Origin of the sequence: Rhodovulum sp. HP10, from assembly GCF_047553435.1 — a bacterium.
GTDB lineage: Bacteria > Pseudomonadota > Alphaproteobacteria > Rhodobacterales > Rhodobacteraceae > Rhodovulum.
This window is the reverse complement of the sequence record NZ_CP180201.1, coordinates 1,460,000-1,475,987: the sequence shown is the minus strand read 5'-3', so window position 1 is coordinate 1,475,987 and position 15,988 is coordinate 1,460,000. Positions and strand designations below refer to the sequence as shown.

The window sequence follows — 15,988 nt, the reverse complement described above, 5'->3', positions numbered from 1 at the left end:
GCCGGACCCGGGGCGCGCTAGAGCTTTCCCGCGAGATGCAGGTCGAGATCGTCGAGCCTGTCCTGGCCCCAGAACCGCTCGTCGTCATCGGTGATGTAGAAGGGCGAGCCGAAGACACCCCGGGCGGTCGCTTCTTCCAGATTGGCGGCATAGGTCTCGGCCCCTGCTAGCAGCCCCCGGTCGGCAAGCCCCGGATCGAACCCCGCCGCCTGCAGGCAGTCGCGAATGACCTCGTCCTGGGCCAGGTCGCGGTCCTCGGCCCAGCAGGCGCGGGCTAGCACATGAACCAATTGCCCGAGATCGCCGCCACCGGCTGCCTGCGCGGCAATGATGGCATAGGCGGCGGGCGCCGGATTGGTGGGAAAATGCGCGGGCTCGAGGGACAGTTTCAACCCGGCTTTCGCCGATTGCCGGCGCAGCTCCTGCAATCTGTAGGCTTTGCGCGCGTCGGACCTCTGGGGCAGGGGCGTGCCGCCGGTACGGGAAAAAAGCGTTATTATATCAACGGGCTTGTAGGTGAGTGTCGCGCCATGGCGGGCCGCGATCTCTTCCAGCCGGTTGCCTGCCAGATACACGTATGGCGAGATCACAGTGAAGTAATAGTCGATATGGGCCATCGTGACGCCCCTTCCCTCATAAGGTTTTCAAGACCGTAGCTCGGTGTTAAGCGCTGTCAACGTATCGTTACACGCGCGAATCGGCCGCCGCCGGAGACACTCCCCATGCACAATATTCACGAACCGAAACTGATTTCGGGCAACGCCAACCGTCCGCTTGCCTCTGCCATTGCCCGGCGGATGTCGATGCATCGGGGCATCAATGTCGACCTGGTCGACGCCCGGGTCGAACGGTTCAACGACCAGGAGATCTTCGTCGAGGTCTACGAGAATGTCCGCGGCGAGGACATGTTCGTGATCCAACCAACCTCGAACCCGGCCAATGACAACCTGATGGAACTGATGATCATGGCCGATGCGCTGCGTCGCTCCTCGGCCGCGCGGATCACCGCCGTGATCCCCTATTTCGGCTATGCCCGTCAGGACCGTCGCACCAAGGCCCGCACGCCGATCAGCGCCAAGCTGGTCGCGAACCTGCTCACCGAATCCGGCATCGAGCGGGTGCTGACGATGGATCTGCACGCTGCCCAGATCCAGGGCTTCTTCGACATCCCGGTCGACAACCTCTATGCCTCGCCGATCTTCGCGCTCGACATCGCGCATGAATTCAACGGGCTCGCCCCCCAGACGACCGTGGTTTCGCCCGATGTGGGCGGCGTGACCCGCGCCCGCGAACTGGCGCAGCGGATCGGGTCGGGGCTGGCCATCGTCGACAAGCGCCGGGTACGCCCGGGCGAGGTGGCCGAGATGACCGTGATCGGCGATGTCGAGGGGCAGATCTGCTTCATCGTCGACGACATCTGCGACACCGCCGGGACGCTCTGCAAGGCTGCCGACAAGCTGATCGAGGCCGGCGCCAAGGAGGTGCATGCCTATATCACCCATGGCGTGCTGTCCGGCCCCGCGGTCGAACGTATCCGCAATTCGCAGCTGAAATCGGTGGTGGTGACCGATTCGATCCAGCCGACCGAGGCCGTCCTTGCCACGCCCAATATCCGCATCGTGCCGACCGCGCCGCTGTTCGCGCAGGCGATCATGAACATCTGGCAAGGCACCAGCGTCTCCTCGCTCTTCGAGCACGCGACGCTGGCCCCGATCTATGAGGGCCTCTACGCCCCGGGCCGCGTCTGAGCCTGACGGCCACATGAACGTGAGCCCCCCGACGGCTGGCGGCGGAAGATCCGGCGCTGGCCGGGGGGACTTGAGCTCATCCGCCACAGCGTCGCCTCGAGGGGCGGGCGGCTCTCTTAGCCAGGCTCGCTGCACCGGCTGATGATCTCCGGTATCGCTTTTCACTGAAGCTGGGCCGAGTTGCGGGAAATGTGCGCGCCCCCCCTGCCTGCATTGCCTCATGTGTTGGTCCGAAAGGCTGTCCCCGGGCAGGATCGCGGTCGATCGGATTCGGCGCGGCGATTGCCAGGCCGGGGCGCGGGGCCCGATGCGTTCCCGGTCCCGGTCCCGGTCCCGGTCCCGGTCCCTGTCCCGGAGCCCCGGGGCGAACTGACGGAAAACCGGGCGCTCCTGCCGGGCACGGGAGCGGCCGACCGGCTGCAGGGGCCCCACCCGGATCGGGCCGACCCATCCCGATCATGATGGCCGAGGCTGTGCCGGTTCAGTCCCGGGATTCGGCCGCCGCCTCTGCAGCAGCCCCTTCGGCTGCCGCCTTCTCCGTCGCAATCCCCTCTGCGGTCGCCTCTTCTGCCGCGCGCCGCCTTGCCCGCCGCGACAGCAGCGCGGTGTCGAGCTCGCCATTCAGCTCGCGGGCGCGGCGCAGATAGGGCTCGTTGCGTTCGGCCGGCACGCCCGGTTTCCACAGATCGGCCAGTTCGCGCACCATCCGGCGGTCGAAATCGTAATAGGCGCTCTCGCGCTCGCGGGATTCGGTCGCGCTCAGCCCCATCGCCTCGAGCGAATAGCGCGCGACGCGGAGCGAGCTGTCGAACAGTTCGCGCACGATCTTGTCGGCCCCGGCGCGGTAAAGCTCGTAGACATGGGCGCGGTCGCGGGCGCGGGCGATGATGGTCAGATCGGGCCGCACCCCCCGGGCATAGCGCACCACCCGCGTCGTGGCCGCCGGATCGTCGAGGGCCACCACGAAGACCCGCGCCGTGCCCAGCCCCGCGGCCATCAGCGTCTCGGGCCGGGTCGGGTTGCCGAAGAAGCCCTTGATGCCGAATTTGCGCATCAGGTTGATGGTGGGGAGGTCGTCGTCGAGCATGGTCGCGGGATAGCCCGACATCTGCAGCATGCGCTGCACCACCTGTCCGAACCGGCCGATCCCGGCGATCAGGATCGGGTTGCGCTCGTCGATCCGGTCGGGGGCGCGGTCGGTCCCGATCCCGGCCACCGCGAAGCGCTTCGACAGCATCTCGTAGACGAAGAAGAAAAGCGGCGTCATCAGCATGGTCAGCGCGATCACCAGCAGGAGCGTCTGGGTCAGGCGCTGGGACAGCACGTCCTGCTGGACGGCAAGCCCGAGGAGCACGAAGCCGAATTCACCGGCCTGGGCCAGGCCCAGGGTGAACAGCCAGCGGTCGCGCCCCTTCAGCCCGAAGAGCCGGCCCAGCACCGCCAGCACCAGCCCCTTGACGACCATCACCCCAAGCGCCAGCGCGAAGATCCCGGCCGGGTCGGCCAGCAGCACCTTGAAGTCGATGCCCGCGCCCACGGTGATGAAAAACAACCCCAGCAACAGGCCCTTGAACGGCTCGATATTGCTTTCCAGATCGTGGCGGAATTCGGAATCGGCCAGCACCACGCCCGCGAGGAAGGTACCAAGCGCGGGCGAGAGCCCGACCATCCCCATCAGGACCGCGATGCCGATCACCAGAAGCAGCGCCAGCGCGGTATACATCTCGCGCAGATGCGCCATGTTGACGAAGCGGAAGACCGGACGGATCAGGTAATGCCCGGCGAGGATCACCGCCGCCACCGCGCCCAGCGTCACCAGCGCCACGCCCCAGGCGGGCAGGCCCGCCACCAGCGAGAAGCTGCCGCCATGCGGTGCGGCCTCGATCGCCGGGCGTATCACCGAGCCGTCGGGGGCGATCCTGGCCTTCGGCGCGGCGACCAGCAAGGGCAGCGCCACCAGCATCGGGATCACCGCGATATCCTGCGCCAGCAGCACCGAAAAGCTCGCCCGCCCGCCATTGGTGGGCATCAGCCCCTTCTCGGACAGGGTCTGCAGCACGATCGCGGTCGAGGACAGGGCGAAGACCAGCCCCACCGCCAGCGCCGGACGCCAGTCGAGCCCCAGCGCCGGGATCGCGGCGGCCATGATCGCCAGCGTGGTCAGCGTCACCTGAAGGCCGCCCAGCCCGACCAGCCGGGTGCGCATCCGCCAGAGCGTTCTCGGCTCGAGCTCGAGGCCGATCAAGAACAGCATCAGCACCACGCCGAATTCGGCGACATGGCGGATGTCCTCGACCTCGGCATCGAGAAGGGCGAGCGACGGGCCGATGGCGATGCCGGCCGCGAGATAGCCCAGAACCGATCCGAGCCCCAGCCGCGCGGCGAGGGGAACGGCGATCACCGCTGCGGCAAGGCAGATCAGGGCGGGAAGCAGAAAGCTGTCCATGTCGTCTGGAATCCTCGGGTCCGAGAGCGTCTCGGTCAAGCATGAGTGAGGAAGGGGGCGGCGTCCCGGCGGGGGCGCAGGCAGGAAAGCTGGGGCCGGGAGCGCGCGCTCAGCCGCCCGGCAGGTCCAGTACGATATTGCGGCCGCGCTTGACATAGCGCAGCTGGGTTTCGCCGATGGCCGCGACCTGGCCGCCATCGACGGTGTCGCCGACCTTGACCTTCACGAAGCGGCCAGAGGGCAGCCGCAGCAGCGCGCGGCGGTCGGCCGAGGTTCCGTAGACGCCGATCAGGTTTAGATTACGAAGATTGATGGCATCGGGCAGGGTGGCCTGCCGGGCGACCGATGCGGCTGTGGGAATGGCCGGTTGCACCGGGGCTGCAACGGCCTGCACCGTCCTGTCCTCGAAATCCGAAGGGCGCGAGGCCGGGCGGAGCGAGGCGCTGAGCGCGTTGTCGGGCAGTTCGTCGGAGTCCGCAGCCTCGTCCTCGCCGTCGGCGAGGTCTTCCAGTGCGGCCGTCACAGCGGCATCGGTGTCGGGCGCTGGCGCGGGCGCCAGGTCTTCTGGCCGTGCCCGCGGAGGCGTGCCGGGAACAGCGGTGGCCGGGTTTTCGGCCCGGGCCAGAACGGATGCGGGCCGGGTGCGGGGCGAGTAGCTTGCGATCCGGGCGGCCAAGGCGGGGTCGGCCGCGACCACTGCAGGCGGCGGCGCCTCGGCCGTCTGAGGCGCAGGGCGCGCCGATGGCCGCGGAGCGCTCTCCTCGGGGAGCGCCGCGTTCTGGGCCGCTGGGGCGTCGTCGCCCAGGGCTTCGGCGCGGTCGTCTGGAGCGTCGACATGCGGATCTTCGGGCGCGTCGGCGGCCGTTCCGGCCGGCGGGCCCAGATCGCCGGGGCGGCCCGGGGGGGTCGTTTCGGGGCGGACATCGTAGACCGGTACGCCATCGGTGGTAATCTCGGCACCATCGGCGGTATCGCCGGGAGCGGGCACCGCAATCGGCTCGGGTTCGGGCACGAGATCGGCGGGACGGGCCCGCGGCACCGCCGCAGGCTTGCCGCGGAACACGGTCACGCCATCCGGTGTCAGCGCGCCTTCGGGCGTGGCCTCGACCAGACCGTGTTCGTCGAGTTCGAAGGTCTGGTCGGGCCCGGGCGGGTCGGCCTGCATCGGCAGCGGCTGGTCGTCTCTGCGGGCAATCTGCGGATCGGGCAGCATGCCGGCTTCGGGCGGCCGGACCGCCCGATCGATGTCGGAGACATACAGATCTCCGATCCGGTCCTGCGCCGGTGCGCTCATCGGGTCCGGGGCGCGCTGCCACATCCCGGTACTGGCATAGGCCTCGAGCGCTTCGGCTTCTGACAGCGGGGCCGGCACGGGCGAGTCCGGAGTGGCGCTATCGGCACGCGGTGCATTGCCGCTTGCCTGCTGGTGCGGCGCGTCACCGGACGCGCGCCCCGAGGAGCGGTCTTCAGGCGGTTGCCGGTCCGGTGCCCCGGCTTGCGAGCGCTCTGCCCCGGAGGGCGGGGCAAGACCCGCGGTGGTGCCGGTATCCGGAGCGGGTGTCGGGTCCCGAGGCAGCAGGATCGCCCCCAGGGCGATGGCCGCAACGACCGCAATCCCCGCCCCGCCCAGTTTGACGATCTGCATCGGCTCCGGCCCGGCCGAGGGGCGCGCGGCGGCGCTCAGGTCGAGCCCGCGCATCGGCTGCGGCTCCGGACGGACCGACCCGGCAGGGCGGCGCCCGGTCCCCGCAGCGGGGCGCGCTGCGGATTGTTCCGTCCCGGCGGGGGCCTCCGCTTGTGGCGGGCGGGGGGCGGAAGGAGAGGCGGGAACAGGTGAGATTGGCGCCGATGGAGTCGGACTGGCAGCCGGGGGTGCAGGCACGGAGACGGCCGCCGGGGCTGGATCGACGGCAGGCGCAGGCGGTGGTGCAACCTGTTTGTCCTGCGCCCCGGGGGCAGGTGCGGGCTTGGCCTGCGCTCGGGTTTCTGTTCTTTGCGCGGGCCCTGTCTTTTGGGTGGAGACGACCTTTGGGGCAGGCTCTGCCTCCCGGGTGGGGGCTGCCTTGGGTGGGGTGCCGGCCTTGGCTGCCGGCTTTGTCTTGAGCGCGGCCTCTGCACCGGAAGCGGGGGCGGCCTCGGGGGCTGTTTTGGCCTCCGGCACGGGCCTTGCTTCGGGGGCGGGGCGCGGGGCCTTGTCCGGTCTGGCCTTGGGGGCCGCCGGTGCGTCCGCTGCCAGCAGCGTTGCGGCTGCGGCGGTCGGGCCGAAGGATGCCTCGCCCTCGAATTGTGCGGCGGGCGGCCGGGCCACGAAACTGACCGGATCGAACTGATGGGCCTGCGCGAAGGCCTCGGCCTCGGCCAGCGTCTCGCGTGCGACCACCGCCAGCCGGGCCCTGCCGCCGGTCTCCTGCCAGTCGAAGACCAGCTCCTCGACCGGATAGGGCGTCAGCCCGTCAAGCCCGCGCAGAAGGCTCGCACGTTTCTCGGCCCGGCTCTCGCCCTCGACCGGAAGCTCCGTGTAAAGGATCTGGCTGTCGGGTATCACCAGCGCGACCAGGGGCCGGCCCTCGGCAAGGTTGCCCGCGGTCGCGCGCAGAAGGCGCAGCGTTTGGTCCAGGCCCGGGTCGTGCAGGGACACCTCGCCCAGAGACCGCCAGCCCGCCTTGGCGCGGTGCTGAAGGCCGATCCCGTCCTCGGCGAGCGTCAGCGCGAAATCTGGTTTCATTGCGGCTCTCTACACCGGTTATGCCCCGGTCCCATAGCTCGATCCTGCGGACTATAGCAGGAAACCGCCGACCGGAAGAAGGGGGCACGGCATGTCGGAGCCGGGGGCGTCTTGTCCCGGTCTGTTCGAAGACCAATTAAGGATGACAGAAAGAACGAGGAAAGTTTTCATGCGTCTTGTCCCTCTTGCCCCGCTTGCCCTTGTCGTTTCGGCGCTGGTCGCGCCGATCGCGGCCGATGCCGCCCCCGAACTGAGCGTCACCGGAACCGGCACCGCGACCGCAACGCCCGACATGGCGACGCTGAGGCTGGGCGTCGGTCATGAGGCCGACACCGCTGCCGAGGCCATGGCCCTGGTTTCGGACGATCTCGGCCGGGTGATGGCCGAATTGCAGGCCGCGGGTATCGAGGCGCGCGACATCCAGACATCGGGGCTGAACCTGTCGCCGGTCTGGGGCGACCGCGCAGATGGCAAGCGTCCCCGGATCACCGGCTACAGTGCTGCCAACGGGGTGACCGTGAGAGTGCGGGAACTGGACGGGCTCGGGCCGTTGCTCGACACGGTGATCGGGACCGGCGCCAACACGCTCGACGGTCTGAGCTTCGGCCTGCAGGAACCCGGACCGGTCCTGGACGAGGCGCGTCGGGCCGCGGTGGCCGAGGCACGGCGCAAGGCAGAGCTGTTCGCCTCCGCCTCGGGGCAGAGCCTCGGCTCGCTGGTCTCGATCGTCGAGCAGGGGGCGAGCCAGCCGATGCCGATGCGGATGAAGATGTCGTTCGAATCCATGGCCGACTCGATGCCGATGGCCGAGGGCGAGCTTGCACTCGATGCGACGGTGACTATGGTCTTCGAACTCGGCGACGCGGCCGAGTAAGGCGCAGGAGGCCGACCGCGTCCGGGTTCGGGCGCGGTCGGCTTACGGGCTCAGATCTGCGCCAGAGCCTGCTCGAGATCGGCGATCAGGTCATCGGCATCCTCGATCCCGATCGACACCCGCACCACATCGGGATTGGCGCCCGCGGCGATCTGCTGCTCTTCGGTCAGCTGGGCATGGGTGGTCGAGGCCGAATGGATCACCAGCGACCGGGTATCGCCCAGGTTCGCCACATGGCTGAACAGCTGCACCGCATCGACGAACCTGACGCAGGCGTCATAGCCGTCCTTCAGCGCGAAGGTGAACAGCCCGCCGGTGCCCTTGGGGCAGATCCGTTTCGCACGCTCGGCATAGGGCGAGGAGGGCAGCCCGGCATAGGTGACGCGGGCCACCTTGGGATGGGCCTCGAGCCAGCCTGCGACCCTGACCGCATTGGCGCAGTGCCGCTCCATCCGCAGGCTGAGGGTCTCGATGCCCATCAGCGTGTAATGGGCGCCCTGCGGGTTCATCGTCATCCCGAGATCGCGCAGCCCCACGGCGATCGAATGGAAGGTGAAGGCGGCGGGCCCGAAGGTCGCGTGGAAATTCAGCCCGTGATAGGCGGGCTCGGGCTCGGAGAGCGAGGGGAACTTGTCGCTCGCCGACCAGTCGAACTTGCCGGAATCGACCACCACGCCCCCAGTCACCGTGCCGTTGCCGGTCAGATACTTGGTGGCGGAATGCACGACCAGCGTCGCGCCATGCTCGATCGGGCGGCAGAGATAGGGCGTGGCCGAGGTGTTGTCGACGATCAGCGGCAGCCCGGCCGCGTCCGCGATCTTCGAGATCGCGTCGAGATCGGTGACATAGCCGCCCGGATTGGCGACCGACTCGCAGAACACCGCGCGGGTATCGTCGTCGATGGCAGCCGCGACCGCGTCGAGATCGTCGAAATCGACGAACCTGGCCGACCAGCCGAAGCGCCTGATGGTCTGGCTGAACTGGGTGACCGTGCCGCCGTAAAGCCGGGTCGAGGCGACCACGTTGCGGCCCGGCGCCATCAGCGGGAAGAGCGCCATGATCTGCGCCGCATGGCCCGAGGAACAGCAGACCGCGCCCGCGCCGCCTTCCAGCGCCGCCACCCGCTCGGCCAGAACCTGCACGGTCGGGTTTGTCAGCCGCGAATAAATGAAGCCCACTTCCTTCAGCCCGAACAGCGCCGCCGCATGCTCGGCGTTGCGGAAGACATAGGAGGTGGTCTGGAAGATCGGCACCTGGCGGGCGCCGGTGGCCGGGTCGGGCTTGGCCCCGGCATGGATCTGCAACGTATCGAACCCGTACGGACGGTCTTCGCTCATCGGATCGGAACTCCCTTGTTCCCGGTTCTGCCCAAGCATTAGGCCATCGTCCGGAACTGGGCAACAAGAGCGGCCCGAAAAGAACGGATGCCTCTCCCCGCCCCTGCGGATGGAACAGCAGCCTTTCGGCCCGGCCCGGGGCAGCCCGGATCAGGCGGGGCGGGTCAAGTGGGCCCTTCTTCTTGGCGAAAATACCCCCAACACGCGCTTGCCGCATGCCCGGAGGCGAAAGCGGCGCGGTCGCCCCGTCGGCACCCGACAGGTCCGGCGAGATGTCACGCGGGACGGTGGCCGCGAGGCAGCGCCCCGCCGGCCCGAAACGCAGACGCGCCGCCCTTTCGGGGCGGCGCGTCGCTGTCCTGTCCCTGCGGGCTCTTTTCCCCGCGGGCTTCAGCAGCAAGTCCTCAGCGGCCGGCGATCAGGCCCATCTGTTCGAGCTTGAGGATCACCTGCTGGGCGCAGTTGTCGACGTCGATGCCGGTCGTGTCGACCGCGACCTCGGGATCCGCCGGGGCCTCATAGGGGTCCGAGATCCCGGTGAATTCCTTGATCTTGCCTTCGCGGGCGAGCTTGTAGAGCCCCTTGCGGTCGCGCTTCTCGCATTCCTCCAGCGGCGTGGCCACATGCACCTCGCAGAAGGCGCCATAGGCCTCGATCATCTCGCGCACCGCCCGTCTCGTCGCCGAATAGGGCGCGATCGGCGCACAGATGGCGATGCCGCCATTCTTGGTGATCTCGGAGGCGACATAGCCGATCCGGCGGATGTTGATGTCACGATGCTCCTTCGAGAAGCCCAGCTCGGAAGACAGATGCTTGCGCACCACGTCGCCATCCAGAAGCGTCACCGGACGCCCGCCCATCTCCATCAGCTTGACCATGAGCGCATTGGCGATGGTCGACTTGCCCGAGCCCGAAAGCCCGGTGAAGAAGACGGTGAACCCCTGTTTCGCCCGCGGCGGACGGGTCCGGCGCAGCTCGGAGACCACTTCGGGGAAGGAGAACCATTCCGGGATCTCCAGCCCCTCGGCCAGGCGACGGCGCAGCTCGGTGCCCGAGATGTTCAGAACGGTCACGCCCTCTTCGATCTCGTCGGCGGGCTCGTACTGGGCGCGCTCCTGGACGAAGACCATGTGCTTGAACGGCACCATCTCGAGGCCGATCTCGTCCTCGTATTCCTTGAACAGCTCCTGCGCGTCATAGGGGCCGTAGAAATCCTCGCCGGCTGAGTTCTTGCCGGGGCCGGCATGGTCGCGGCCGACGATGAAATGGGTGCAGCCGTGGTTCTTGCGGATCAGCCCGTGCCAGACCGCCTCGCGCGGGCCCGCCATCCGCATCGCGAGGTTCAGAAGGCTCATCGTGGTGGTCGATTGCGGGTACTTGTCCAGCACCGCCTCGTAGCAGCGCACCCGGGTGAAGTGATCGACATCGCCCGGTTTGGTCATGCCCACGACCGGATGGATCAGGAGGTTCGCCTGGGCCTCGCGGGCGGCGCGGAAGGTCAGTTCCTGATGCGCGCGGTGCAGCGGGTTGCGGGTCTGGAACGCCACGATCCGGCGCCAGCCCAGCTTGCGGAAATAGGCGCGCAGCTCGTTCGGGGTGTCGCGGCGGGCGCGGAAATCGTAATGCACCGGCGGCTGGATTCCGGTGACCGGCCCGCCCAGATAGATCCGGCCCGCGGTGTGATGCAGATAGTTCACCGCCGGGTGGGCGATGTCGTCGGCGCCGAACACCTTCTCGGCCTCGCGATGCTTGTCGGGCTCCCAGCGGTCGGTGACCGTCATCGTGCCGAGGATCACCCCCTCCATGTCGCGTAGGGCGATGTCCTGGCCGATTTCCAGCCCGTCGGCAAACTCGGTCGAGACATCCAGGGTGATCGGCATCGGCCAGAGTGTGCCGTCCTCCAGACGCATCCGTTCCACGACGCTGTCATAGTCGGCCTGGCTCAGGAAGCCCTTCAGCGGGTTGAACCCGCCATTCATCAGGAGTTCGAGATCGCAGATCTGCCGTGCCGTCAGATCCCAGCTCGGAAGCTCCCCGGCCTCCGTCTTCAGCTTCTGGGCACTCTCGTGGGAAACGTACAGTTCGGGGATCGGGGCGAGGTTTGAAATCGACATGACGGGACCTGATGGTTCAACCAAAATACGCGGCGGTGCGGGCCGGGCAGCCCGGATGGCCGGGGCTTAGCCTGCAATCTGCGCGCGGTGCAAGCGGCGGCTCGGCAATTCGGGGAAAAAGGCCGACCGCGTCGCTTTTCCGCCGATGGCGGACCATCTTCCCGGTTGTCGCGGCCCCGGCGAAACGCCGGAGTGCCGCGTGCGCGGGCCCCGGAACGGGGGCGGTGGCTCAGGGCCAGGTCCGTGCCGGGCCCGCAGCGCGCACGAGCGGCGGAGCCGGGTCAAACAGCACCAGATGGGTCAGGTCGGGGCGGCTGCGCGAGGGGTAAAGCATCCCCTGGGCGCCGTCCCGCCGCGCGGCATCGGAAAACGCCCAGGTCGGAGAGGGCGCCCCGGCGCTGCGCAGATCCTGCCAGACGACCGAGGCGCGGGTGGGGTCGGGCAGGGCGCGCAGATCGACGATCCGGTCGGCCGCGACCGCAAGCGGGACCAGCGCCCGCGCCGGGGCGTCCGGTGTCAGGTAGCGGGCGATGGCCACGCCCGCGCCCTCGGGCGTGAGCGAGGCATAAAGCACGGCCTGGCCGGAATGATGAAACCGGCCCTCGGGGCTTGAGACGGGGGCGCAGGGTGCCTCCGACTGCTCGGCCGCGATCAGCCGCCAGACGAGGCCCCGAAAGGCGATCATGCGTCTTGCGGAACTTCGGCCCCGTAGCCCAGCGGCAGGCTTGTCTCCTTGCCCTCGTCGAGCCCGGCCTCGGCCAGGAAACGCTCGACCTCCAGCGCGGCCATGCAGCCCATGCCGGCCGAGGTCACCGCCTGGCGGTACTTGTGGTCGGTCAGGTCGCCCGCGGCGAAGACGCCGGGGATCGAGGTGGCGGTGGAATCGGGCGCGGTCACGACATAGCCGCCCATATGGGTCTCGAGCTGGTCGCTGACCAGTTCCGAGGCAGGCGCATGGCCGATGGCGATGAAGACCCCCTTGCAGGCGATCTCGCGGGGCTCGCCAGTCTCGACATGGCGGACCCGGATGCCCTCGACGCCCAGCGGGGCGTCGGTGCCCGTCACCTCGTCAAGCGCGTGGTTCCACAGCACCTCGACCTTGGGATTGGCAAACAGCCGCTTCTGCAGCACCTTCTCGGCGCGCAGCTCGCCCCGGCGGTGGATCAGCGTCACCTTCGAGGCGAAGCGGGTCAGGAAAAGCGCCTCTTCCACGGCTGCATTGCCGCCGCCGATCACCGCGACCTCCTGCCCGCGATAGAAGAAGCCGTCGCAGGTGGCGCAGGCCGAGACGCCGAAGCCCTTGAACTTCTCTTCCGAGGGTAGGCCCAGCCATTTCGCCTGGGCGCCGGTCGCGAGGATCAGCGCGTCGCAGGTATAGGTGGTGCCGCTGTCGGCAAAGGCGGTGAAGGGCCGTTTCGACAGGTCGAGCCGCGAGATGTAGTCCGAGACGATCTCGGCCCCCATGGCGCGGGCATGGGCCTCCATCTTGACCATCAGATCGGGACCCTGGATCTCGGTCTCGCCGGGCCAGTTCTCGACCTCGGTGGTGATGGTGAGCTGGCCGCCGGGCTGGATGCCCTGGATCAGAACCGGCTCCAGCATCGCGCGCGCGGCATAGACGGCAGCGGTATAGCCCGCCGGGCCCGACCCGATGATCAGCACGCGGACATGTCGTTTCTCGGTCACTTGCAGATACCTTTCTGATGTCGGGACGGTTATAGTTGTCGCGATGAGGGATGGCAAACTTGGCCTCGGGCAGGGCCTGCCGCAAGTGGGGGAGTCGAAATCCGATGGTTTGATATGCTCTGGCAGCCGTTGCGGGGCTGATCTCGGCGACCGGACTGCAGGCCCAGGAGGTCGCGCAACAGACCGTTTCCGCCGAGATGCCGTCGCAATGCGCGATCGTGGACAGCTCCCGGATCGTGTCCGTGGTGGTGTGCAGCGGTCCGCGGGACGAGGCGGCCTTCGCCGAGGCCGGGCGCGTCGCCTGCGGTGCGCGCAGGCCCTGCGGCGCCTGGTTCTGGCCCTCGCGCGAGCTGGCTCCGGAAACGGCGCCCGCCAATCATGACGGATTGACCCAGGCGCAGGTTGTGTCGTCCTACGGGGTCTGGGTCGCCGAGCGCGGGATTTTCGTGCGGATCGAACGGGCCGAGTGACGGCCCGGCGCCTTCAGGCCCTGTCTTCCTTTATCCGAGACAATCGAGTGCCGAGACGAGGAAGACGAGCCCCATGAAGCTTGAGGGTGTTTTTCGCATCGCAAGCCGATCCGGCGGAAGCGATTGATCTGGCAATAGGAATTCTCGGCTTTGGGGCGTTCAGCATGGAGGTCGGGAGCGGGGAGGGGCCCGACCGCGCGGGGCGGGTTCGTTTGGATCTGGGCCTCGGCCTCGCCCCCGTCTGCGATCTTCCTGCGCAGAGCGCCTGCCATCGGCGATGACGTGGCAAAGGCCCGCGGCCCCGTCGATCAGCGCCGCAGCCTGCAGGCACTCGTCGCGCTGTCCGGCGGTCGGGATCGGCCGCAGCGGGCGCCCCGGAACATCGGCGGTGGCATGGGGCCGCCACGCGAACGCCCGATCCCCTGAGCCCCCTCTGTCTCTCGTACCCGCAGGGGCCTTGCAAACGGCGCTGTCGATGAGGGCGTATTCGAAGTCGGGTTCCACGCCCGTCTCATTGAAAATGCGCTCCCTCCGCCATCGCCCATCTGCGGCCCCGCGCCTGCGTTCCCTTAAACTTGCCGAAGGCGGGTGGCAGATCCCGCCAAGGCGCGCCCGTCCGCGCCAGCCACAGCCCTGCATCTACAAACCATCGATTGTCGGCGCCGCCTCGGCAGCCCATCGCGTCCCGGCAGATGCCCCATGATCCGCGCCCATTGCATGTTTATCAGCGTCCGCCCGCCCAAGATCGCCTCCGTTTTCCATCTTGAAGAAGACCTCCCGGCAGATGGGAAACCCCTGAATGGGCCTTGATGCTGTATCCGCCCCCAATGGCATCTGTGCACCAAGGTGGGGGGATACGGCATCAAGGCGGAGTCCCCCGGTCCGCGTCGCGGCCGGCCGGACCCTGCGGCCGCCCTCCCGATGGACCAGAGGCCCTTCATCCAATAACTTTCAAACCGCACCACTCAAGTGGTGCAGACCATGGCGGGTCCGTTGCCACAGGTCATCGAAGGCGCCAGATTCACTGACGGTGTGGCCGTGCGCGAACCCGATACCCGCGCTGCCTGATCAGGCTCCGTGATCTGAAATCGGGCATAGCTCCAGAGTAACATGAGAATATGTGTCCACTTAACCTTCTTTCCATGCTATTTTGGGAACGGAGGACCCCGCCATGGATGGAACACCGAAAGCGACGAAACCCAAGGCTCGTGATGCGAAGACCAAGCTCGCGCAAACCCGCATGAGCGTTCTGGAACTGGCGAAAGAACTCGGCAACGTGGCCGAGGCCTGTCGCCAGCGCGGCATGGACCGCACCAGCTTCTACGAGTGGAAACGTCGGTTTTGGGTTTGAGGGACCGTGGCGCCGGTGGCGCTGCGTAAGCCCGAGAACGGGCTTCGAGGGGCTGAAGGACCTGCCGCCGATCCACAAGACCCACCCGCAAACGACCCCGCCCGAGACGGTCGAGCGGATCAAGGCGCTGGCGCTCGAACATCCGGCCTATGGCTGCAACCGCTTCGAGGCGATGCTGGCGCTCGAGGGCGTGCGGGTCTCCTCGATCACCATCCAGAAGATCCTGAACGAAAACCGCCTGGGCACGCGCTACGACCGCTGGCTGGCGCTTGAGGACGCCCATGCGGGCCAGACCATCGAGATCACTGCCGAACAGGCCGCCTTCCTCGAGAAGCAGAACCCGTGCTTCCGGGAACGACACGTGGAATCAGGCACTCCCGGCGAGCTGCTCTCGGCCGACACGTTCTTCGTCGGCATGCTGAAGGGGATCGGCAAGGTCTATCTGCACGCGGTCGTCGACACCTTCGGCAGCTACGCCTTCGGCTTCCTGCACGTTTCCAAGCAGCCCGAGGCGGCGGTCGCGGTCCTGCACAACGACGTCCTGCCCTTCTACCGCGCCCTGGACCTGCCGGTGAAAGCGGTGCTGACCGAGCGAGCCATTGAAGGCGCCATTGGTTCGAGCCCAATGGCGAGCGGCCGCGAATTCTGCGGCACCGAGCGTCACCCCTACGAGCTCTATCTCGACCTCAACGCAATCGAGCATCGCCGCACCAAGGTCCGCACGCCGAAGACCAACGGCTTCGTCGAGCGGTTCAACGGCACGGTGCTGGAGGAGTTCTTCCGCGTGAAGATGCGCAAGACCTTCTACGAGACTGTCGAGGCCCTCCAGGCAGATCTCAACGCCTGGCTCGTCCACTACAACACCGAGCGCCCGCATCTGGGTTACCGAAACATGGGGCGACGTCCCATCGAAACCGTAATGTCATTCGTTAGCCAAGAAGGTTAAGTGTACAACCCCGTGTTCGTGGCTTCTCTCGAACCAATGGCGTTCAACCACTCACCTCCAGCGCTTCCAACGGTTATAGAGGGTCTTCGCCGGGCCGTATTCCTTCGGCGCATCGCACCAACGCAACCCATTGCGATTGATGAAGATTATGCCGCTGAGGACGCGACGATCATCGACGCGGGGCTTACCATGGCTCTTGGGAAAGAACGGCTTCAGGCGTTCCATCTGTGCATCGCTCAGCCAGTAAAGATTGCTCATCGATCAGGTCTCCTTGCGGAGCCTGAATCATGC

At 67.7% G+C, this 15,988-nt stretch carries 11 protein-coding genes and 2 pseudogenes; 4 read left to right on the top strand and 9 right to left on the bottom strand.

Annotation, left to right across the window (positions count from 1 at the left end):
• Positions 1-17 precede the first annotated feature (17 nt).
• Positions 18-617: a 2-hydroxychromene-2-carboxylate isomerase gene (locus tag ACK8CO_RS06760; protein WP_414898620.1), complete on the bottom strand. Its 600-nt coding sequence runs from the start codon at positions 615-617 to the stop codon at positions 18-20.
• 105 nt (positions 618-722) lie between these two features.
• On the opposite strand from ACK8CO_RS06760, the gene ACK8CO_RS06755 reads away from it, so the two are divergent.
• Positions 723-1,748, top strand: coding sequence for a ribose-phosphate pyrophosphokinase (locus ACK8CO_RS06755; RefSeq protein WP_080615202.1), 1,026 nt, complete (start codon positions 723-725; stop codon positions 1,746-1,748).
• Between the two features lie 481 nt (positions 1,749-2,229).
• Here the strand turns inward: ACK8CO_RS06755 and ACK8CO_RS06750 are convergent, their stop codons facing one another.
• Both ACK8CO_RS06750 and ACK8CO_RS06745 read right to left on the bottom strand, forming a co-directional pair.
• Positions 2,230-4,194 (bottom strand): cation:proton antiporter, encoded by a 1,965-nt coding sequence (locus ACK8CO_RS06750; protein WP_080615203.1) that lies wholly within the window; start codon positions 4,192-4,194, stop codon positions 2,230-2,232.
• Positions 4,195-4,303: 109 nt separating this feature from the next.
• Positions 4,304-6,919: a hypothetical protein gene (locus ACK8CO_RS06745; protein WP_414898619.1), complete on the bottom strand. Its 2,616-nt coding sequence runs from the start codon at positions 6,917-6,919 to the stop codon at positions 4,304-4,306.
• A 169-nt stretch (positions 6,920-7,088) separates the two neighbouring features.
• On the opposite strand from ACK8CO_RS06745, the gene ACK8CO_RS06740 reads away from it, so the two are divergent.
• Positions 7,089-7,793, top strand: coding sequence for an SIMPL domain-containing protein (locus tag ACK8CO_RS06740; RefSeq protein WP_080615208.1), 705 nt, complete (start codon positions 7,089-7,091; stop codon positions 7,791-7,793).
• A gap of 50 nt (positions 7,794-7,843) precedes the next feature.
• On the opposite strand, the gene ACK8CO_RS06735 is transcribed toward ACK8CO_RS06740, so the two are convergent.
• From ACK8CO_RS06735 to trxB, 4 genes are all read right to left on the bottom strand, one after another.
• Positions 7,844-9,130, bottom strand: a complete 1,287-nt coding sequence (locus ACK8CO_RS06735) for an O-acetylhomoserine aminocarboxypropyltransferase/cysteine synthase family protein (RefSeq protein WP_414898618.1) — start codon at positions 9,128-9,130, stop codon at positions 7,844-7,846.
• Positions 9,131-9,534: 404 nt separating this feature from the next.
• The gene (locus ACK8CO_RS06730) at positions 9,535-11,244 is read right to left on the bottom strand and encodes a bifunctional sulfate adenylyltransferase/adenylylsulfate kinase (RefSeq protein ID WP_414898617.1); all 1,710 of its coding nucleotides are present in this window, start codon (positions 11,242-11,244) and stop codon (positions 9,535-9,537) included.
• Positions 11,245-11,473: 229 nt separating this feature from the next.
• Positions 11,474-11,929 carry an RES family NAD+ phosphorylase gene (locus ACK8CO_RS06725; protein ID WP_414898616.1) on the bottom strand — a complete coding sequence of 152 codons (456 nt, stop codon included), beginning with the start codon at positions 11,927-11,929 and terminating at the stop codon, positions 11,474-11,476.
• Positions 11,926-12,930 (bottom strand): thioredoxin-disulfide reductase, encoded by a 1,005-nt coding sequence (trxB, locus tag ACK8CO_RS06720; RefSeq protein ID WP_414898615.1) that lies wholly within the window; start codon positions 12,928-12,930, stop codon positions 11,926-11,928. Before trxB ends, ACK8CO_RS06725 begins: the two co-directional genes overlap by 4 nt.
• Positions 12,931-13,148: 218 nt before the next feature.
• On the opposite strand from trxB, the gene ACK8CO_RS06715 reads away from it, so the two are divergent.
• Positions 13,149-13,400 (top strand): hypothetical protein, encoded by a 252-nt coding sequence (locus ACK8CO_RS06715; protein ID WP_414898614.1) that lies wholly within the window; start codon positions 13,149-13,151, stop codon positions 13,398-13,400.
• 511 nt (positions 13,401-13,911) lie between these two features.
• Here ACK8CO_RS06715 and ACK8CO_RS06710 read toward each other — a convergent pair.
• Complete coding sequence (locus tag ACK8CO_RS06710) at positions 13,912-14,079, bottom strand: transposase (RefSeq protein WP_080615214.1); 168 nt, start codon at positions 14,077-14,079, stop codon at positions 13,912-13,914.
• A gap of 492 nt (positions 14,080-14,571) precedes the next feature.
• Here ACK8CO_RS06710 and ACK8CO_RS06705 point away from each other — a divergent pair.
• A pseudogene (locus ACK8CO_RS06705) lies at positions 14,572-15,697 on the top strand (integrase core domain-containing protein).
• A gap of 57 nt (positions 15,698-15,754) precedes the next feature.
• Here ACK8CO_RS06705 and ACK8CO_RS06700 read toward each other — a convergent pair.
• Positions 15,755-15,955: pseudogene (locus tag ACK8CO_RS06700) on the bottom strand (transposase); the annotation flags it as partial.
• Positions 15,956-15,988: the final 33 nt, after the last annotated feature.

Excerpts from the sequence above, each read along its gene's own strand:
- ACK8CO_RS06760 (WP_414898620.1), bottom strand. The coding sequence starts at position 617 with ATGGCCCATATCGACTATTACTTCACTGTGATCTCGCCATACGTGTAT.
- ACK8CO_RS06755 (WP_080615202.1), top strand. The coding sequence starts at position 723 with ATGCACAATATTCACGAACCGAAACTGATTTCGGGCAACGCCAACCGT.
- ACK8CO_RS06750 (WP_080615203.1), bottom strand. The coding sequence starts at position 4,194 with ATGGACAGCTTTCTGCTTCCCGCCCTGATCTGCCTTGCCGCAGCGGTG.
- ACK8CO_RS06745 (WP_414898619.1), bottom strand. The coding sequence starts at position 6,919 with ATGAAACCAGATTTCGCGCTGACGCTCGCCGAGGACGGGATCGGCCTT.
- ACK8CO_RS06740 (WP_080615208.1), top strand. The coding sequence starts at position 7,089 with ATGCGTCTTGTCCCTCTTGCCCCGCTTGCCCTTGTCGTTTCGGCGCTG.
- ACK8CO_RS06735 (WP_414898618.1), bottom strand. The coding sequence starts at position 9,130 with ATGAGCGAAGACCGTCCGTACGGGTTCGATACGTTGCAGATCCATGCC.
- ACK8CO_RS06730 (WP_414898617.1), bottom strand. The coding sequence starts at position 11,244 with ATGTCGATTTCAAACCTCGCCCCGATCCCCGAACTGTACGTTTCCCAC.
- ACK8CO_RS06725 (WP_414898616.1), bottom strand. The coding sequence starts at position 11,929 with ATGATCGCCTTTCGGGGCCTCGTCTGGCGGCTGATCGCGGCCGAGCAG.
- ACK8CO_RS06710 (WP_080615214.1), bottom strand. The coding sequence starts at position 14,079 with ATGGGCTGCCGAGGCGGCGCCGACAATCGATGGTTTGTAGATGCAGGG.